The organism is Halomonas sp. BLK-85 (assembly GCF_044792155.1).
GTDB lineage: Bacteria > Pseudomonadota > Gammaproteobacteria > Pseudomonadales > Halomonadaceae > Vreelandella.
The window spans coordinates 1955844-1975259 of record NZ_CP087731.1; the positions used below are offsets into that span (position 1 = coordinate 1955844).

Genomic DNA, 19416 nt, shown 5'->3' on the forward strand with positions numbered 1-19416 from the left:
GTTGGCGTCCTGATCCCTCTAGGCCAGGGCCTTCTCAATTACCTCATAGACATTGGCCGATAGCGGCTCTTGCTGAATGCGTGACAAGGCCTCTTTCATCAAGGCCTGACGCGTCTCATCAAAACGCTGCCAGCGCGTCAGAGGTGTCACCAGGCGCGCGGCAATTTCAGGGTTAAGACGATTCAGCTCAATTACCACATCGGCCAACAGGCGGTAGCCTTCACCGTCGATACGGTGAAAATTGACCCGGTTCTGGGTAAAGGCGCCAAGCAGGGCACGGACCCGATTGGGATTTTTTAGCGAGAAGGCGGAGTGCTGCATCAGATATTTGACCCGCTCCAGCGCATCTTGCTGGGGTCTTGTGACCTGGACGCTGAACCACTGATCCATCACCAGGGGATCATGCGCCCATTTTTCACCGAACGCCTTCAATGCCGGGGTTGCCAGATCGTCGCGGGAACTGTGTACCAGCAACATCAGGGCATGGCGCACATCGGTCATATTGTGGGCCGCCTGAAACTGCTGCTGGCAAAGTGCGATCGCTTCGGCATCCTCAATTGCCATCAGATAGGCAAGCGCTACATTTTTGAGGCTACGTTGGCCAATCTGCTGCGGTGTCGGTGCATAGGGCTCTGCACCAATGTTGGCCTGATAGACCGCCAACAGTTCGTCACGCAACGCCAGGGCCAATGACTGCCTGACAAACTCACGCGCTGCATGAATCGCCTCCACATCCACCAGCGGCTGCTGTTCAGCAATATAGGCTTCGGAAGGAAGCGCCAGCATCTCGGCCAGAACCGCCTTGTCGTCGGTGTGAGTCGTCAGCAATAGCCGATAGGCGTCAGTGACCCGGTTATCCATAACCTTTTCAACACCGTTGCGATGAGCGGCAATCAGGTCATCCAGCGCCAACATGGCAAGCCGCTGCCCGGCATCCCAACGGTTGAATCCATCACTGTCATGAGTCAGCAGAAACGCCAGTTCTTCGCGTGAATAAGGGAACTGCAGCTTCACTGGCGCAGAAAAGTTGCGCAACAGAGATGGCACGGGAGCCTCAGCCACATCCGTAAACACAAAGGTCTGTTCAGTTTCCTGTAAATGAATCACCCTATCCTTGCCGTGTTTTTCACCGTTCAACGTCAGGGTCAGATCCTGACCGGACTTGGTGCCAACCAGCCCCATCCTGATGGGTATATGCAAGGGCTGTTTGTCCGCCTGGCTAGGCGTTGCCGGCGTTCTCTGACGCAGGGTCAGGCGATACTCGGCATGCGCATAATCATATTCACCGTGGGCGTCGATTTCCGGCGTACCCGCCTGATCATACCACCGCATGAACTGGCCAAGATCCAGATGTGAGACCTCCGCCATGCAGTCAACGAAATCCTCGATGGTCACCGCCTGGCCATCAAAACGTTCAAAATAAAGATCACTGCCCTGACGGAAGGTATCCCAACCAACCAGATTACACAGCATACGAACAATTTCGGCGCCTTTTTCATAAATGGTCAGGGTGTAGAAGTTGGTAATCTCGATATAGTGGTCGGGCCTGACTGGATGAGCACTCGGCCCTGCATCCTCAGCAAACTGAGCGGTACGGTAAAAGGACACATCCTGGATACGCTTGACCGGCGCTGAATTGGTATCCGCCGAAAAGCATTGGTCACGGAAAACCGTAAAACCTTCCTTGAGAGACAACTGAAACCAGTCGCGGCAGGTGACCCGGTTACCTGACCAGTTATGGAAATATTCATGAGCCACAATGCCTTCTACCTGCTGGAATGCCGCATCCGTGGCGGTATCCGGGTGGGTCAGCACTGCAGCCGAGTTGAAAATATTCAAACCCTTGTTTTCCATCGCCCCCATATTGAAGTCGTTGACCGCCACGATCATGAACAGATCCAGATCATATTCGCGGCCATAGGTCGTTTCATCCCAGGCCATGGCTCGCTTGAGCGCGGCCATGGCGTGGTCAGTCTTACTGAGGTTTTCTTCTTCCACCCATAGCTGCAGGGTCACCTCGCGGCCACTCATGGTGGTGAAGTGATCTTCAACCTTGCGCAAGTCTCCCGCCACCAGAGCAAACAGATAGCAGGGTTTAGGATGAGGATCTTCCCAGGTGACAAAATGGCGACCACTTTCAAGCGCACCCTCATTCACCCGGTTGCCATTGGCCAGCAGTACGGGTTCCTGGCCTTGATCACCGATCACTGTCACCCGGAAGGTCGCCATCACATCGGGGCGGTCAGGGTAAAAGGTAATCCGCCGAAACCCTTGCGCTTCACACTGGGTACAGTATATGCCGTTTGATTGATATAGCCCCTCAAGCGCGGTATTTTGCTCAGGCGCAATCCTCACTTCACTTTCAAGCACAAAAGCGGCTGGCACCGTATTGATCACCAGCTCATGGTCATCCATGCGGTATTCATGCTCACCTAACGGCTGACCGTCTATAGCAAGGGCTTCAAGCGTCAGCTTTTCACCTTCAAGCACCAGGGGGGTTGCACTGGCCACCTCCGGATTGCGCTCTATCGACAGGCGCGCTCGAACGCGAGTATGGGAAGGGTCAAGATCAAAGGTCAGCTCGGCATGCGTCACCCGGTAGGCAGGTGGCTGATAGTCGTTAAGGTAAACCGGCTGGGGCTCAGACATGATGCATGACTCCTGGTGCTATGAAAGCAGTTGAAATAATGGAGGAAAGGCAAGCGCCTTTGCTATCCGTGGCGCTGGCATTAATCGCGGAAATTATCGAACTGTAAGGGCAGGTCAGGTCCTTCCTCGCTTCGTAAAAGTGCCATGATGCCTTGCAGATCATCGCGCTTTTTACCCGTCACCCTTACCTTCTCGCCCTGAATCTGCGCCTGTACCTTGGCTTTGGTGGCCTTGATACGCTTGACGATGTCCTTGGCATCGGCAGCTTCCAGCCCTTGTTTGAGCTTGACCGTCTGGCGCGCCTTGACACCTGAAAGCTCAGGGTCTTCAGGCTCCATGCAACGCGCATCAATGCCGCGGGCAATCAGCCGATTACGTAACACATCAAGCATCTGCTTAAGCTGGAAATCAACCTCCGCTTCCAGCGTTACATTTTCCCCTTCCAGTGTGTAGCTGGCATCCACGCCTTTGAAATCAAAGCGTGTTTGGACTTCGCGGTTAGCCTGATCCACCGCATTGGTGGCTTCGTGCTGATCAAACTCAGAGACAATATCAAATGAAGGCATGACGTATTCCTGATTCAAGACAGAGTTCTATTCTAGAGCAGCAACCCTGCCCACGGCCAATGCTAAGGCCATTTTGGCTGGCCGATGCGTGTCGAAAAATCACACACCTTTTACAACAGGACCCTTTTTTACCAGGAAACTTATACACATATTGTTACGACTGATTCCCTTGTCCACTATCAATCAGGCATACTAACCCTACCCAACCTTGACGACCCATTCTCAAAGGCAGGCTAAAACCGCCACCACTTGGCAAAGAGGCATTTCATGACCGATCGCGATTCACGTCACAAGGCGTCGATGGAAAAACTTAAAGCCCATGTTGACGAGAAAGTCGCCAATGCGACCGAGCAGCGCGGGCTCTTGCTGATCAATACCGGCAATGGCAAAGGCAAAACCACCGCCGCCTGGGGCACAGTGACACGTGCGCTGGGCTACGGGTATCGCGTGGGCGTCGTTCAGTTCATTAAAGGGCTGTGGGAGTGCGGGGAACGCAACCGCCTGGAAGACGACAGCAATCTGGAAGTCGCCATCATGGCAACCGGTTTCACCTGGGATACTCAAAACCGCGAAGAAGATACCCGCGCCTGCGCGGAAGTCTGGCAATCAGCCGCAAAAATGCTGGCGGATCCGGACGTCTATCTGGTGGTACTCGATGAAATCACCTACATGCTGAAATTCGGCTATCTGGACATTGATACGGTAAAGAAGGCGCTGGAAAACCGTCCCCACGAACAGACCGTCGTGATCACCGGCCGTAACGCCCATCGCGAACTGATTGACATGGCCGATACGGTGACCGAAATGCAGGAAGTCCGTCACGCTTTCAATAACGGTATCCAGGCTCGCCGCGGTATTGATTACTGATTATTCCGCGGCCAGGGATGTAAACCAAAAAAGGCGCCTGACGGCGCCTTTTTTTGAGTGCTCGCTCGCCTCTAACCATCAAACGGGTTGCGCAATACGATGGTTTCGATACGGTCAGGTCCGGTCGAGATGATATCAATACTGGTACCCACCTGCTCCTCAAGAAAGCTGATGTAGGAACGCGCATTGGCAGGCAAGTCTTCTACCTGCTTCACGCCCAGCGTTGATTCTTTCCAGCCTGGCAAATCTTCATATAGCGGCTCAACCGCTTCATAGCCTTCTGAGTCGACCGGCGTATCCAGAACATCGCCATCCTTGCTGCGATAGCCAACACACACACGGATGTTCTCAAGACCGTCGAGCACATCCAGCTTGGTCAGGCAGATGCCCGACACCGAGTTGATCTGCACCGCATGGCGCAGAGCCACCGCATCAAACCAGCCGCAGCGACGTGGGCGACCCGTCGTCGCACCGAATTCATGGCCTCTTTCAGCCAGATGACGACCGTGGTCATCAAACAGTTCGGTCGGGAATGGCCCGGAACCCACGCGAGTCGTGTAAGCCTTGGTAATGCCCAGGACATAATCCAGGTAGAGTGGGCCCACACCGGAACCAGTCGCAGTGCCGCCAGCCGTCGTGTTCGAACTGGTGACGAAGGGATAGGTGCCATGATCAATATCCAGCAGCGAACCTTGCGCACCCTCAAACAGAATATTGTCGCCCTGACGGCGCAGTGCATGCACCAGTCCGACAGTATCGCTGATCATGGGAAGCAGCTCTTCGGCCATACGCATGGCCTCATCAAGCACTTCCTGAAAATCGACGGCTTCTTCACCGTGATAGCGGGTCAGTACAAAGTTGTGATAATCAAGCACTTCACCCAGCTTGGAGGCAAAACGCTCACGGTGCAGCATATCGCCCAGGCGCAAGCCGCGCCGTGCCACCTTGTCTTCATAGGCTGGCCCGATACCGCGTCCCGTGGTGCCAATCTTGGCAATACCACGCGCTTTTTCACGCGCCTGATCCAGACGTACATGGTAAGGCAGAATAAGCGGGCAGGCCGGAGAAAGTCGCAGGCGCTTACGCACCGGGACACCCTTGGCCTCAAGTTCCAGGATTTCTTTGAGGAGCGCTTCCGGTGAAAGCACGACACCGTTGCCGATCACGCAGGTTTTATCCTGACGCAGGATGCCAGAGGGGATCAGGTGTAGCACTGTCTTTTCACCATCAATCACCAGAGTATGGCCCGCGTTGTGCCCGCCCTGAAAGCGCACCACTGCCGACGCCGACTCAGTCAAAAGGTCGACGATCTTGCCCTTACCTTCATCACCCCACTGGGTGCCTAGTACTACGACATTCTTACCCATTATGCTCTCGTCTCATCTGCCAGCGTCGTTGGCTGCCAACGACCATCAATTAACTCAAGATGGCGGTCACATGAATGCGCCGCCGGCCCGGTGTCCTGCCCAGGCAGCGCCTGAATAACTCTTTCGCCACGCTCTCGCAGCACTGCAATTGCCTGATGCAGCGCCTCATCTTCCTGCGCCGGCGCCCAGATAGCCCCTTTCGCTGCAGCAGCGGGTGCCAGAGACGCCAGCTGCTTTAGATCCATGGAGAACCCTGTCGCTGGCCGTGCCCGCCCAAAGGCTCGACCGGTGTCATCATAACGGCCTCCCTTGGCCAGCGGCTGGCCGTAGCCGGGCGCATAGGCAGCAAACATCATACCCGTGTGATACTGGTAGCCACGCAGTTCCGCCAGATCCAGATAAAGGGCAACATCGTAGCGAGCGCGAATGCCTTCATACAGCGCTTTCAGTTCGTCCAGAGCCGCTTTCACACTCGGCGGTGCTCCAGCAAACAGTTGACGTGCCTGATCCAGAATCGAAATATCACCATGAAGGTCAACCAGCGCCTTGAGCATGCCTGCCAGTGCCGGATCATTGACGTTGGCGTCTACATGCTCGGCCAGCATGCCGGGTGATTTCAACGCCAATGCATCAAAGATGGCCGCTTCCTGATCATCATCGAGCCCGGCTTCCTCTACCAGGCTGCGGTAGATGCCGATATGGCCAAGCGCCAGATGAATCTCGTCAGCACCCGCGGCCGTCAGGCTGGAAATCGCCAGATGGATGATTTCGCCATCCGCTTCAAGGCCTGCATGCCCAAACAGTTCGACGCCCACCTGAACAGGGCTGCGCCCGCCCTGGTTCTGATCGGCCTGCGCACGCAGCACATTGGTACAATAACAAAGCCTGACTGGCCCTTGGTGGCGCATTGAATGGGCATCCATGCGTGCAACCTGAGGCGTTACGTCAGCTGTGGCCCCCATCATACGGCCAGTCAACTGGTCCGTCAGCTTGAAGGTCTGTAAATCAAGGTCTGTTCCTGTACCGGTCAACAAAGAGGCCAGAAACTCAACTGGCGGCGGCATTACCAGATCGTACCCCCAGCAGTAATAGAGATCCAACAGGGTACGGCGCAGCTCTTCCATGCGGCTTGCCTGAGGCGGAAGCACCTCATCCATGCCGTCGGGCAACAGCCAGCGGTCAGCAATGGTCATGTCAACAATCCTGCGAGACGACGGTGAAGGCCTGACAAGGCGATCACTCAGAACACCCTGTCAAGACCACAAGATATGGACCACAAAAAAACCGGGCGCCGCCCGGTTTCTAGGTCTACAGGAGTGAAAGTCTATCACGTTTCGATTATGGGTGAACCCCACCAAGGCAGCAGGGTCACCCGAAACACCCAGGTTAGTGCTTCATTCTTCATCCGTTGAAGGCATGGCACTTCGCAGATACTGGAAGAAGTCACTATCCGGCTCGAGCACCAGCAGATTATCGCTGTCCGCAAAGCTCTCGCGATAGGCATTCAGACTACGCCAGAAGGAGAAGAACTCAGCATCCTGGCTATAGGCTTCGGAGAACACTCTGGCGGCTTCCGCGTCACCTTCACCACGTAACGTTTCGGAACGCTCATTGGCCTGAGCGATCAATACCGTGCGACGACGATCAGCATTGGCGCGGATCCGTTCGGCTTCTTCCTGACCCTGAGCGCGCCATTCCCGGGCTTCACGTTCACGCTCAGAGCGCATACGATCAAATACCGCGGCCGACACATCTTCCGGCAAGTCGATACGCTTGATGCGAATGTCACGAATCGCAACACCCAGCTCGTCGCGCATCAGGCTATCCAGCTCTTCCGTGGGGTCTGTCATCAGATCATCACGCCGTTCGGCAATGATTTCCTGCAGGTCCAGGCGGCCAAACTCGTTACGCAGGCTTTCATCGACGCGGGGCTGAATCAGACGGGTAGCCATTAACTCATCCCCTGACGTTGCCTCGTAGTAGCGGGTCGGGTTGACCACTTGCCACTTGACGTAGGAATCCACAATGACCGCTTTCTGCTCCAACGTAAGATAGCGGCTGGTATCCGTATCCAGCGTGAGAAGACGAGTGTCGAATTTGCGAATCGTCTGGGTGATCGGCACCTTGAAATGCAGGCCCGGCTGGATATTTTCTTGAACCACTTCACCAAAGCGAAGTTTTACGGCGCGCTGGGTTTCATCAACGACATAAAGGCTGTTACTGGCTAACCAGGCAACGGCGGCTAAACCGCCGACGATTAGCAGGGATCGATTGTTAATCATTTAGCGGCCCTCCCTGCGAATAGAGCTGTTACTCGAGTTGGACGATGAACCACTGCTCTGACCGCTACTCATGCGTTCCAGCACGCGCGGATCAAGTTCTTCACCGTTATTACTGCTTGAAGAGGACGCGTTGTTACCGCGCATCTCATCGAGGGGCAAATACATCAGGGGAGCATTTTCGCTGACATCCAGAAGCACCTTGGGCGTGCTGCCAAAGACTTCTTCGATGGCATCCAGGTACATGCGTTCACGCATGATATCCGGAGAGTTGCGGTATTCACTCAGCAGGGAGTTGAAGCGGTTAGCCTGACCCTGGGCTTCTGACACCACTGATTCACGATAACCCTGACCCTGTTCAACCAGGCGCTGAGCCTGACCCTGGGCTTCCGGAATAATCGCGTTAGCATAAGCAATACCCTGGTTAATCGTGCGCTGACGGTCTTCACGAGCACGAATAACGTCATCAAACGCATCAATTACCGGATCGGGTGCCGATGTGGACTCGATATTGATCGTCTGCAGACGGATACCCGCCCCGTACGAATCCAGATAGGACTGCAAACGGCTCGAGACCGAGCTGCCCAGAATTTCACGCCCCGAAGTCAGAATATCAATCATGTCGGTTCCGCCCACCACGTGGCGAAGTGACGAATCGAGAGCATTTTCGATCGACAGGTTGGGATCGCGCAGGTTGAGAACGAAGTCGCTCGGATTGGAAACCTGGTACTGTGCCGAAATTTCCACTTCAACGATGTTTTCGTCACGCGTCAGCATGGACTGTGTCTGAGTTATCGAGCGAACCCGTGTGACGTTGACCATGCGCACGTCGTCAATCAGCGGTGGATTCCATTGTAGACCCGGAGTGACAACTTCCTGAAATTTGCCAAAACGCAGAACAACACCGCGTTCAGACTGGTCAACCAGGTAGAACCCGGAAGCCGCCCAGATCGCCAGAGCGACAACAAGCAGCAAGCCCGGCAAAGCAAACGTATTGCGCGGCTTGTTGCCGCCGCCCTGTCCGCCGCCACCTTTCTTCTTGCCGCCGCCCCCTAACATGGCGTTGAGTTTATCCTGAAACTTTTTCAGTGCTTCATCCAGATCGGGCGGGCCCTGGTTGTTTCCACCACCGTTATTCCCACCATTATTACCGTTGTCAGACCCCTTGTTGCCACCACTACTACCACGGCGACCACCGCTGCTCCAAGGGTCGTGCTGGTTTCCACCACCAGGCTCATTCCAGGCCATACGTTTTCTCCGCTAAGGTGTCCTACTAAATAGTACTCGCTGATGCGGCTACAAGAACGATTGCTAAAAATTTACGCTTAGATTTCAGTGTAAAATGTGGCTCAAATAAACTTATACCATTCTAATACAAATGACAAAGAAAGTTGTACTCACCATTCTACAGATGTCTGTAATGCAGTGGGGAGATAGGCATCGGCATGTTCGCCAGTCTGTGCCATCAGCTGATTGAAATCACGCCTTGGCAGACGGACGTTCAGTACGGATCGCCCCTGTTCATCGAACGCTTCTTCTTGCACCGCGTTCAGGTCATGCAATCCGGCTCTCAGTCGTCCTTGCTCAGGCTCAAGAGTTAACGAGAAACTGATGACATCCACTGCCAGGCGCTCACTCAGTGCCTGCTCCAATAATGCCAGACCCTGACGCGTCTGAGCCGATAGCCATACCACTTCCGGCATTCCATTGCCATCGCGCTCGATCCTCGGGGCGCTATCCAGTTGGTCAATCTTGTTCATTACCTTGAGCATGGGAACATCATCAGCGCCAATTTCTTTCAGAACGCTGTTGACCTGTTCCACGTTCAGGTCACGATCAGGATCCGCAGCGTCAATTACGTGCACCAGTAATGAGGCTTCGGCAGCTTCCTGCAGGGTGGCCTGGAAGGCTTCTACCAGCTTGTGCGGCAGATGACGGATAAACCCGACTGTATCCGCCATTACCACCGGCCCCACATCGTCAATTTCCAGACGCCTTAGTGTGGGGTCAAGCGTGGCAAAAAGTTGATCGGCTGCATAGACGTGAGCGTCGGTCAGCGCATTAAAAAGCGTTGATTTGCCCGCGTTTGTATATCCTACCAGCGAAATACTATGGATCTCAGCTCGCGAACGGGCACGGCGATTCTGTTCACGCTGGCTGCGTACTTTATCAAGACGTTTATGAATCGACTTGATACGACCACGCAGCAGGCGACGGTCCGTTTCCAGCTGGGTTTCACCTGGACCACGTAGACCGATACCCCCTTTCTGGCGTTCCAGGTGTGTCCATCCACGCACCAGGCGAGTCGACATATATTCAAGCTGAGCAAGTTCAACCTGAAGCTTACCCTCGTGGGTGCGAGCACGCTGGGCAAAGATGTCCAGAATAAGTCCAGTGCGATCAAGAACACGACATTTGAGTTCGTGTTCAAGATTACGCTGCTGGGAGGGGCTTAATCCATGATTGAATATCACCAGCTCAGCGCGATGAGCGGCAAGCATTGACCGCAGTTCATCGAGCTTGCCCGTACCGATAAAGGTGCGCGAGTCAGGCCGATTGCGACTGGCAGTCAGCAGTGTTGCCGCTTCGGCACCAGCAGAACGCACAAGCTCCAGGAACTCACCGGCGTCTTCGCGAGCCTGATCATCATGAAAATCAACATGAACAAGAACTGCCGTTTCACCGGCATCTGGGCGCTCAAAAAACAATCAATACCTCATAGGTTGGCTGACCGAACTCAAGGCTCTAGTCTTCTGATTCTGCTGCCGGATCCTGCACTGGCAGACGTACATTACGTGAAGGCACGACGGTCGATATGGCGTGCTTGTAAACCATCTGACTGACGGTGTTGCGCAACAGGATCACAAACTGATCAAAGGATTCGATCTGGCCCTGCAGCTTAATGCCGTTCACCAAGAAGATGGAGACCGGAATGCGCTCCTTGCGCAAGATGTTCAAGTATGGGTCTTGAAGGGACTGCCCTTTGGACATGTTACTCTCCCTAAAACTGTCGTTGGGGTTGGTTATTTAAGGCATGTCACCTGGACACACCACAATCTTGTTACCCGAACGGCCTGCTGTCGCATGACCCTTCGAAAAGCTTTCTCAATAAGCCGTCGTAAAAACCGCTTAAAAAAAACCAGCCATGAATTAACTATCTTACGCTAAGCACTGCTTTCACGCACGAGTTTCAGCATCTTATCAAGTGTGTCAGCCTTCTGAATGTTAAACCAGCAGGCGTTTTTCCAACTTCGCAACCAGGTCAACTGACGTTTGGCTAGCTGGCGGGTCGCGATGATACCCTGCTCCTCAAGACGCCTTCTGTCGTAGCGACCCTCAAGGTGCTCCCAAACCTGACGATACCCGACGCTTTTCAAGGCGGGTAGACCAGCATGAAGGTCATTACGCTTTCTGAGGGCACTCACCTCATCAATCAAGCCCTCTGCCAACATTTGTCGAAAACGCAAGGCAATGCGTTGGTGCAAAAAACTGCGCTCTTCAGGTGCCAACACCAAGGTGACCACTCGCCAGGGGAAAGGTGTCACCATCTGTTCATCCCAGAGCTCGCTCATTGGCCGCCCCGCTAGCAGATACACCTCAAGCGCCCGCAGTGTTCGCTGCGGGTCATTGGGGTGTATGCGCTGCCCAGCGATCGGGTCCACCTGCATTAGTCGGGCATGTAAAGCTGCCAGGCCATCATTGGCCAATACCTGCTCAAGTTCAGCGCGCACTTCGGGTGAAGACGATGGCAGGTTTCCAACGCCCTCCAGCAGATGTTTAAAGTAAAGCATGGTGCCACCCACCAGCAGCGGCACCTTGCCAGATGCGCTTATTTGTCGCATCTCTTGCAGCGCGTCCGTGCGAAAATCCGCTGCCGAATAAGTGTCTGCAGGATCGCGTATATCAATCAGGCGGTGCGGCGCACGCCTGAGCTCTTCAGGACTGGGTTTAGCGCTACCAATATCCAGCCCGCGGTATACCATGGCAGAGTCCACGCTGATCAATTCACAGCCACATTGATCGTGGAGCGCCATGGCCGCTTCGGTTTTACCTGCGGCTGTCGGGCCCATCAGAAAAAGCGCCAGCGGGCGTTCATCAATCATGCATTGACCCTGTTGGATGATATTGATCGAAAAAAATCACTGCCCACGCAAAAACAGTCTATCAAGGGCTTTCATATTCATCTGGGTCCAGGTCGGACGTCCGTGATTACATTGATCACTTCGCTCAGTAGTTTCCATATCACGCAGCAAGGCATTCATTTCATCCAGCGTCAGCCTGCGGTTGGCGCGTACACTGCCATGACAGGCCATTGTGGAAAGCAACGCCTGAATGCGTGCCTCTACCTGATGTGAACGCCCGAAACGCGCCAGTTCATCCAGCAGGCGACGCACCAACGGCTCAGGGTCAGCATTGGCCAGTAACGCAGGCAATTGACGCACCAACAGGGTTTCAGGCCCGGCAATATCTATTTCTATCCCCAGTTGCGCAATCGCCTCGTGCTCGCTTTCTACCGTAGCGACTTCACCTCGGCTGGCTGCCAGTGAAACGGGCACCAGAAGTGGCTGAGTATCAATACCGTTTTGACCCCACTGGGTTTTCATTCGCTCATAGACAATCCGCTCATGGGCGGCATGCATATCCACCAGCACCAGCCCTTCCTGATTCTGGGCAAGGATATAGACGCCATGTAACTGACCCAGCGCATAGCCAAGAGGCGGTGCGGCGGTCGGGTCTTCAACAGGCATCAGATTGGCCAAGGGTTGTTCATTGACCTCTTGCCCTGAGACAGGTGTTGGATGTTCCGACGCCTTGCCTTGAGGCGTCAACAAGGCAGCCTCATGGTCAGGATGCAGTGCCTGGTAGCCTTGCATGAAACGTCGCACACGCGCCGCGCCGGGGTGACGTTGGCCATGCGAAGACAGCGCCATACCCTGCTGCTCCCAACGGGCCTCCGGCGCTGCCTGGGTAATTCCGTCACCCTCTTGGGAGTCAGCCCCTGGCTGGCCGCCACCTGCTTCCATGCGTTGGTTGCCAACAGCATGCCTATCACTGTCCTGATGATCGACGCCTTGAGACTCATCCGCTTCTTGAGGTTGCGTATGCGCCAGGCAGTGGTGAAGACTGGAATACAGGAAATCATGCACCATGCGGCCATCACGAAAACGCACTTCATGCTTTGTCGGGTGAACATTGACATCCACGACGTCTGGATCGAGATCCAGATACAGCACGAAAACCGGATGACGACCGTTGTAGAGCACATCCCGATACGCCTGACGCACGGCATGAGCCACCAGGCGATCGCGCACGACGCGGCCGTTCACAAAGAAGTATTGTTGATCCGCCTGGGAACGAGAATGAGTCGGTAGGCCCACCCAGCCGGACAGGCGCACTGAACCGGCCTGACGTTCGATATAGCGGGCATGTTCTATAAAATTACGCCCCAACAGAGAAGCAATCCGGCGCTCACGAGATGCAGAAGAATCTGTTGAGGGCAGCTGGTGCACCACTTTCTGGTTATGCCTAAGCACCCAGCCAATGTCATAGCGTGAAAGCGCCTGACGACGGAACGCCTCTTCCACGTGACCAAACTCGGTTTTTTCCGTACGCAGAAACTTGCGTCTTGCCGGCGTATTGAAGAAAAGGTCACGAACGCTGACGCTGGTACCCCGCGGATGAGGCGCCGGTGAAACCCGCGCTTCCATACTGCGCCCCTCTGCCACCACGCGCCAACCGTCCGTAGGGTCTTCAGATGCGTTCGACACCAACTCAAGGCGTGAAACAGAACTGATCGACGCCAATGCCTCACCACGAAAACCCAGAGAACTTACACCCTCCAGATCCTCGAGACTGCCAATCTTGCTGGTGGCGTGTCGCGCCAAGGCCAATGGCAAATCCTGCTGGCCAATGCCAATACCGTCATCACGCACCTTGATCAGGCGAGCGCCCCCCTGTTCAATATCCACCTCAATACGATGGCTACCGGCATCAATGGCGTTCTCGATCAACTCCTTGGTGACTGACGCTGGGCGTTCGACCACTTCGCCAGCGGCAATCTGGTTGGCAAGACGCGTATCCAGTACCTGGATGCGAGCGAAAGACGTTGACGCTTCGGACGCCAAGTGAGTATCTGACACAGTCACCTCGTGTTTAAAGCCTTACCCGGCTGGCTTCCCAGCATATCGTCCACCTGATCAGACTTTTCGAAAAACGCTAGCAAAGGCGCAATGCACTCAGCTGTATGATCAGGCTGGGCAGCTCAGGAGCGTGGTATTCGCAGTACCTGCCCAACGCGGATCACATCGCCATTGAGGTTATTGGCCTGTTTTAACCTGGAAAGCGGCACCCCGTGACGAGCCGCAATGGCAGAAAGCGTATCTCCCGTTTCGATACGGTATTCGTTGCCATCCGGGCGACGCTGATTATCCCGCTGCCAGGCCAGGAGGCTGGTGGGTGGGGGGTTACTTTCAAAGTGAGCGAGCAGGCCATTAAATACCGCTGTCGCAATATTCTCCTGATGCTGATCAGTTTTCAGGCGGCGTTCCTCCTCAGGGTTGGAAATAAACCCGGCCTCAATCAGCAGGGAAGGAATGTCTGGCGACTTGAGCACCATGAAACCGGCCTGCTCAACCCGCGACTTGTGGAGACGGTTGACTCTACCCAACTGGTCAAGTACTTGACCACCGATCGACAATGAATCGTTCAGAGTGGCTGTCATCGTCAGATCCAGCAGTACGCCGCGTAACACATGATCCTTGTCCCTTAACGACAGGCTACCATCGACGCCTCCGATCAGGTCAGCCCGGTTTTCACTGTCCGCCAACCATTGAGCCGTTTCAGAAGTAGCCCCGCGTTGAGAAAGCGCGTACACGGAGCTGCCATTAGGGCGAGGGCTGGTAAAGGCGTCTGCATGGATGGATACAAAAAAATCAGCTTTCTGGTCGCGTGCCAGCTGAGTACGTTGGCGCAAACCAATATAATAATCGCCGTCACGGATCATCACTGCCCGGAACCCGGGTGCCGCGTTAATTTGCGCCGCCAGGCGCTGGCTGATCTGCAGGACTATATCCTTTTCCCGGGTTCCCTTTGGCCCGATAGCACCCGGGTCTTCTCCACCGTGACCGGGATCGACGGCAATGATGATATCCCTGCGGGGATGTGGCTGCGCTTCACGATTGACCATTTCGTCGGAGGGTGTGGATGGCGTTCCGCTGACAGCCGCTTCAGCCCTGGTGCGCTGAGCTTCAATTTCCTGCTCACGAACCAGCGCCTCTATTGGGTCAATCGGATTTTCTACCGGCGCCTCTCCAGGATATTCAAGGTCCACCACAAAACGATGACCATACTGATCATTGGGTGGCAGCATGAAATGACGTGGCGATACTTCCCGATCAAGATCCAGAACGATGCGCAGGTCCTTGCCGTTACGGACACCGCTACGAATACTCGAGATAGCACTGCCTTCAAGTGGGAGGGTACTGATATCCGTTTCCAGTTGACTGTCATCCAGATCAATCACCAGGCGGTTGGGCGACTCCAGTTCAAACAGAGTGGCGTTGCCTGCACCGGAAAGATCAAATACCAGGCGTGCATGATCAGGTGCCGCCCACAGGCGCAGGCTTTCAACATCAGCCGCCAGCACCTTGCCGGTGATGGATAACAGCAGCCACACCAGACAGACGCCGGCTGGTTGGCACCTCCCCCTCCTTTTGTACGACCACCGCTGATTCATAACGACTCACTACGTGGATTGACTGATCAATGGTTATGTCCGAACAATGCCGTAACATCGACCAACCCAGGCCTGAAAGACCTGCTGAATAAATTGATAAATTTTTAATAACCGTCTGTCGGCAACTTTTTTAACCATCGTTGACCGCGCTGTGTGAGACCTTCAAGGGTTGCCCGTCGCCCCGCGCCTTCCAGGGTCAGGTGAATATGGAGATCTGCCTGGGGCAGCCATCCGTCACCGCGACTTGGCCACTCCACCAGACACAGGGCGTCATCGTCGAGCACATCACGCCCACCGATAAATTCCAGCTCTTCCGGGTCCCCCAGGCGATACAGATCCAGGTGGTAGATTCGCTGATCACCCAGCTCATACGGCTCGATCAAAGTATAGGTCGGGCTTTTGACCGCCCCCTGATAGCCATAGGCACGCAGAATACCGCGGGTAAGCGTTGTTTTGCCGGCACCGAGATCTCCTTCCAGATAGACCCGGCCATGCCCTTCAAATACTCCCCCCAATGTTTCACCAAAAGCGATTTGATGAAACTCATCAACCAAAGACAGTTGCATACGCCCAGAACCTCAAGGGTTGATCAATTGACGTGCATAGAATGCCAGATCACTGGCCAGCAAGCCACGCTCACCTTGCGCATCCGCCGCCCTGTCAGCCGCCAGGGCATGCACAAGCGTCGCCAGCCAGGCACTCTGTTCAATATTATAGCCCTGTGCCAGCAGTGCCCCCAGAATCCCGCTCAGGGCGTCACCCATACCACCACTGGCCATTCCCGGATTACCGTATGGGCAGATCACCAGGCCACTGGGCCCAGCCACCAGCGTGCCAGCGCCCTTTAAAATGACACTACCACCGTAGCGCTCTTGCAACGCTCGAACAGCCGCCGGGCGATCTTCCTGAACGGCTGCCGTGGTAATATCCAGTAAACGCGCAGCTTCCCCGGGATGAGGTGTCAATATCCAGTCGTCACGCTGCTTTTCGGGCCAGTAATGCGCCAGAAGGTTCAGACCATCGGCATCGACCACCAGTGGGCAAGGCATTTCCAGTGCCGACTGAAGCATTGCCTGCCCCCAGGCCCCCTGCCCCAGACCGGGCCCCACCACCAGGGCATTGCTCTGATGGGTGAGCTCACCCAGATCTGCCACGCCGCGCACATTGTGCGCCATAACTTCAGGACAGCTTACCAGGCTGGCAGTCGTATGTTCGGGTGCTGTCGCAAGACTTACCTTGCCGGCCCCCAGGCGCGCCGCAGTCTGAGAGGCGATCAGGGCAGCCCCACCGAACCCCGGAGCCCCCCCGAGCACCAGAAGGTGCCCCATATCCCCCTTGTGGGCAATTCGCTGACGCGGTGAAAAAGCTTCTTCCAGAAGGCACTCATCCAGCAGCCAGGCGTCGGGAGGAATATCGGGAAACGCCTGGGATTTAACCCCCAGCGGGCGAAAATCAATATCGCCTGTGTAGGCAGGGGCATCACCGGTATGGAGGCCGATCTTGTCACCAATAAACGTCACCGTGCAGTCCGAGTGGGTGGCACATCCGAGCACGGCGCCTGTATCAGCTTCTACACCAGAAGGAATGTCAATCGCCAACACCGGCTTGCGCGCCAGATTAATGGCCTCAATCACCTGACGAAAGTCACCCTCCACCGGACCACGCAGGCCGGTGCCAAGCAGTGCATCAACAATAACTTCACCGTGAAAAACGCTACCAGGCTGCCAGTGTTCACAGCCGACACCGGCTGCCGTCGCCAGTTCAGCGGCCTTGGCGGCATCACCGTCCAACGTCTCCAGCGCAGCGGTGGTAATACGCTGCACTTTCAGACCGGACTGAGCCGCCAGCGCAGCCAGCACGTGGCCATCACCCCCATTGTTGCCTTTCCCACACATCACACTGATGCTGCGTACCTGCGGCCAGCGGGCACGAAAACCATGCCAGGCACTCGAAGCCGCCCGTTGCATGAGTGCAAAGCCATCAATACCACCGGCAATGGTACGACGATCCAGTTCGCGCACCTGGTCTGCGCGGTAAAGCGGTCTCAATCGAGCGGTATTCAAGAGACTCACGGGCGCTCCTTTAGCCAATATTCAACGTGCATGTTGTCACTCGGGTTAATCGGTTAGCATAGCAGGTACATTCTGACCGCCTGATGCTTGCGCTGTTCATACCATGAAGAATACACCCAGACCTGCAAACCTTGAAACAGCGGCACAATCGCGCCCTGCATTATCCTCTGAGCAGCTTGCCCGCCTCGCCGCCGATATCAAACGCTGGGGGCAAGCACTGGGGTTTCAGCAGATCGGTATCAGCGATATCGACCTGGATACCCATGAACAGCATCTGAACGACTGGCTGGCCCAGGGCTATCATGGAGAAATGGGCTTCATGGCCAAGCACGGCACCCGGCGTACACGCCCTGACGAGCTGGAGCCCGGCACCCAACGAGTCATCTGCGCGCGAATGGATTACTTGCCCGCGGATGCCCAGAGCATTGAGCAGCTCAACGACGCCGAAAATGCCTACATTTCGCGTTACGCCCTGGGCCGCGACTATCATAAACTGATGCGTAAACGCCTGGCTCAACTGGCTCAAAAAATCGAAGCGGCGGTGGGGCCCATCGGCTACCGTGCCTTTGTTGACTCTGCCCCAGTGATGGAGCGGGCTCTGGCCCAGAAAGCCGGACTTGGCTGGTTTGGCAAAAACGCCATGCTGCTTAATCCTGGCGCCGGCTCACTGTTCTTTCTCGGCGAGTTGTATACCGATCTGCCGCTTCCCGTTGACCCGCCGTTCGAGAATGAACATTGTGGCAGCTGTAACGCCTGCCAGACTGCCTGCCCGACCGGCGCTATCGTGGCGGACAAGGTCGTCGATTCGCGCCTGTGCATCTCCTACCTGACCATTGAACTGCATGAGGCAATTCCTGAACACCTGCGTCGTTCCATTGGCAATCGCATCTACGGTTGCGATGACTGCCAGCTTTTCTGCCCATTCACACGCTTTGCACAGCCCACGCAGGAAACCGATTTCCAACCTCGCCACCAGCTCGAACGAGCCGAGCTACTCACCTTGTTTGCCTGGAGCGAAGCTGAATTTCTGGACAAGACAGCCGGTAGTGCGATTCGGCGCATAGGCTATCAGCGCTGGCTGCGCAATATTGCCGTGGCGCTGGGCAACGCTCCCTGGAGCGCGGCAATCGAAGCCGCGCTATGGGCACGCCGCAGTTACCCCAGTGCCCTGGTGCGCGAACACGTAGCCTGGGCGCTCAATGAACAGCACTGCAAACGACGTAATGTCATTGCCTCTGACTGACGCCGGCTTCACTCTTCCTCATCATTTCCCTCAGGCAGGCGCAGAAAGGTATTACGGTAGTGCGCCAATTCATCAATGGACTCCTTGATATCGTCCATAGCCAGGTGCACATTGCGCTTCTTGAAACCGGCAAGAGCGCCAGGGTTCCAGCGCTTGGCCAGCTCCTTGAGCGTCGAGACATCCAGATTGCGGTAATGAAAAAACGCCAGTAGCTCCGGCATCTCGCGTTCCAGGAAACGACGATCCTGATGGATACTGTTGCCGCACATGGGCGATGAACCTGGCGCCACGTATTGACGCAGGAAGGCCAGGGTTTCTTGCTCGGCCAAGCGAGTGTCAGTCTGACTGGCCTTGACTCTTGCCGTGAGGCCCGATTCCCCATGGGTCTTGGTACACCATTCATCCATCGCTGCCAGCAGCGCATCTGGCTGTTTGACAGCCAGCACCGGGCCTTCCGCGACAACCCTGAGGTCAGCATCAGTCACCAGGGTCGCCACCTCGATAATGCGCTCCTTCTCCGGATTCAGGCCGGTCATTTCCAGGTCAATCCAGACCAGCCGATCTTTACGCGGCGCGCTTTTTTCGCTCATGCTTTGCTCCATGGGTGAAGAATATTCAAAGGTTGTAAAAAGTGATTT

The 19416-nt window shown here is 55.5% G+C and carries 16 protein-coding genes; 2 read left to right on the plus strand and 14 right to left on the minus strand.

Translation table 11 applies throughout. From position 1 onward, the window contains the following. Window positions 1–18: 18 nt before the first annotated feature. Together pepN and LL947_RS08840 are read right to left on the minus strand one after the other, a co-directional pair. Window positions 19–2649 carry an aminopeptidase N gene (pepN, locus tag LL947_RS08835; RefSeq protein WP_499832961.1) on the minus strand — a complete coding sequence of 877 codons (2631 nt, stop codon included), beginning with the start codon at window positions 2647–2649 and terminating at the stop codon, window positions 19–21. Between the two features lie 80 nt (window positions 2650–2729). After that, entirely contained in the window at window positions 2730–3215 is a 486-nt protein-coding gene (locus LL947_RS08840; RefSeq protein ID WP_404413480.1) for a YajQ family cyclic di-GMP-binding protein, read from the minus strand. Window positions 3216–3482: 267 nt separating this feature from the next. Between LL947_RS08840 and cobO the strand changes: the two genes are divergently transcribed. Next, a complete protein-coding gene (gene cobO / locus LL947_RS08845; RefSeq protein WP_290820378.1) occupies window positions 3483–4082 on the plus strand; it encodes a cob(I)yrinic acid a,c-diamide adenosyltransferase in 600 nt (199 codons plus the stop codon). A 71-nt stretch (window positions 4083–4153) separates the two neighbouring features. Here cobO and LL947_RS08850 read toward each other — a convergent pair whose 3' ends face one another. From LL947_RS08850 to LL947_RS08900, 11 genes are all read right to left on the minus strand, one after another. Continuing rightward, window positions 4154–5449, minus strand: coding sequence for an adenylosuccinate synthase (locus LL947_RS08850; protein WP_290820375.1), 1296 nt, complete (start codon window positions 5447–5449; stop codon window positions 4154–4156). Then, the gene (locus tag LL947_RS08855; protein ID WP_290820370.1) at window positions 5449–6642 is read right to left on the minus strand and encodes an ATP phosphoribosyltransferase regulatory subunit; all 1194 of its coding nucleotides are present in this window, start codon (window positions 6640–6642) and stop codon (window positions 5449–5451) included. The genes LL947_RS08850 and LL947_RS08855 overlap by 1 nt, the downstream gene beginning before the upstream one ends. A 201-nt stretch (window positions 6643–6843) precedes the next feature. Then, complete coding sequence (hflC, locus tag LL947_RS08860; protein ID WP_499832962.1) at window positions 6844–7731, minus strand: protease modulator HflC; 888 nt, start codon at window positions 7729–7731, stop codon at window positions 6844–6846. Further along, window positions 7732–8976, minus strand: coding sequence for an FtsH protease activity modulator HflK (gene hflK / locus LL947_RS08865; protein WP_404413482.1), 1245 nt, complete (start codon window positions 8974–8976; stop codon window positions 7732–7734). It abuts the gene before it with no gap. Between the two features lie 149 nt (window positions 8977–9125). Beyond that, on the minus strand, window positions 9126–10436 hold the full coding sequence (gene hflX, locus LL947_RS08870; protein ID WP_404413483.1) for a ribosome rescue GTPase HflX: 1311 nt from the start codon (window positions 10434–10436) through the stop codon (window positions 9126–9128). Between the two features lie 37 nt (window positions 10437–10473). Continuing rightward, on the minus strand, window positions 10474–10719 hold the full coding sequence (gene hfq / locus LL947_RS08875) for an RNA chaperone Hfq (RefSeq protein ID WP_171701339.1): 246 nt from the start codon (window positions 10717–10719) through the stop codon (window positions 10474–10476). 173 nt (window positions 10720–10892) lie between these two features. Beyond that, a complete protein-coding gene (gene miaA / locus LL947_RS08880) occupies window positions 10893–11831 on the minus strand; it encodes a tRNA (adenosine(37)-N6)-dimethylallyltransferase MiaA (protein ID WP_290820357.1) in 939 nt (312 codons plus the stop codon). 36 nt (window positions 11832–11867) lie between these two features. Beyond that, complete coding sequence (mutL, locus tag LL947_RS08885) at window positions 11868–13868, minus strand: DNA mismatch repair endonuclease MutL (protein WP_499832963.1); 2001 nt, start codon at window positions 13866–13868, stop codon at window positions 11868–11870. Window positions 13869–13990: 122 nt separating this feature from the next. Beyond that, on the minus strand, window positions 13991–15463 hold the full coding sequence (locus tag LL947_RS08890) for an N-acetylmuramoyl-L-alanine amidase (RefSeq protein WP_499832965.1): 1473 nt from the start codon (window positions 15461–15463) through the stop codon (window positions 13991–13993). Between the two features lie 104 nt (window positions 15464–15567). Next, the gene (gene tsaE, locus LL947_RS08895; RefSeq protein WP_499832966.1) at window positions 15568–16029 is read right to left on the minus strand and encodes a tRNA (adenosine(37)-N6)-threonylcarbamoyltransferase complex ATPase subunit type 1 TsaE; all 462 of its coding nucleotides are present in this window, start codon (window positions 16027–16029) and stop codon (window positions 15568–15570) included. Window positions 16030–16041: 12 nt separating this feature from the next. Next, complete coding sequence (locus LL947_RS08900; RefSeq protein ID WP_499832967.1) at window positions 16042–17535, minus strand: NAD(P)H-hydrate dehydratase; 1494 nt, start codon at window positions 17533–17535, stop codon at window positions 16042–16044. 103 nt (window positions 17536–17638) lie between these two features. Between LL947_RS08900 and queG the strand changes: the two genes are divergently transcribed. Continuing rightward, on the plus strand, window positions 17639–18778 hold the full coding sequence (gene queG / locus LL947_RS08905; protein WP_290820347.1) for a tRNA epoxyqueuosine(34) reductase QueG: 1140 nt from the start codon (window positions 17639–17641) through the stop codon (window positions 18776–18778). Between the two features lie 8 nt (window positions 18779–18786). Here the strand turns inward: queG and orn are convergent, their stop codons facing one another. Further along, window positions 18787–19368 carry an oligoribonuclease gene (gene orn, locus LL947_RS08910; protein ID WP_290820346.1) on the minus strand — a complete coding sequence of 194 codons (582 nt, stop codon included), beginning with the start codon at window positions 19366–19368 and terminating at the stop codon, window positions 18787–18789. Window positions 19369–19416: the final 48 nt, after the last annotated feature.

Excerpts from the sequence above, each read along its gene's own strand:
- hfq (WP_171701339.1), bottom strand. The coding sequence starts at position 10,719 with ATGTCCAAAGGGCAGTCCCTTCAAGACCCATACTTGAACATCTTGCGC.
- LL947_RS08890 (WP_499832965.1), bottom strand. The coding sequence starts at position 15,463 with ATGAATCAGCGGTGGTCGTACAAAAGGAGGGGGAGGTGCCAACCAGCC.
- hflC (WP_499832962.1), bottom strand. The coding sequence starts at position 7,731 with ATGATTAACAATCGATCCCTGCTAATCGTCGGCGGTTTAGCCGCCGTT.
- hflK (WP_404413482.1), bottom strand. The coding sequence starts at position 8,976 with ATGGCCTGGAATGAGCCTGGTGGTGGAAACCAGCACGACCCTTGGAGC.
- LL947_RS08855 (WP_290820370.1), bottom strand. The coding sequence starts at position 6,642 with ATGACCATTGCTGACCGCTGGCTGTTGCCCGACGGCATGGATGAGGTG.
- tsaE (WP_499832966.1), bottom strand. The coding sequence starts at position 16,029 with ATGCAACTGTCTTTGGTTGATGAGTTTCATCAAATCGCTTTTGGTGAA.
- LL947_RS08850 (WP_290820375.1), bottom strand. The coding sequence starts at position 5,449 with ATGGGTAAGAATGTCGTAGTACTAGGCACCCAGTGGGGTGATGAAGGT.
- orn (WP_290820346.1), bottom strand. The coding sequence starts at position 19,368 with ATGAGCGAAAAAAGCGCGCCGCGTAAAGATCGGCTGGTCTGGATTGAC.
- queG (WP_290820347.1), top strand. The coding sequence starts at position 17,639 with ATGAAGAATACACCCAGACCTGCAAACCTTGAAACAGCGGCACAATCG.
- miaA (WP_290820357.1), bottom strand. The coding sequence starts at position 11,831 with ATGATTGATGAACGCCCGCTGGCGCTTTTTCTGATGGGCCCGACAGCC.
- LL947_RS08840 (WP_404413480.1), bottom strand. The coding sequence starts at position 3,215 with ATGCCTTCATTTGATATTGTCTCTGAGTTTGATCAGCACGAAGCCACC.
- cobO (WP_290820378.1), top strand. The coding sequence starts at position 3,483 with ATGACCGATCGCGATTCACGTCACAAGGCGTCGATGGAAAAACTTAAA.
- pepN (WP_499832961.1), bottom strand. The coding sequence starts at position 2,649 with ATGTCTGAGCCCCAGCCGGTTTACCTTAACGACTATCAGCCACCTGCC.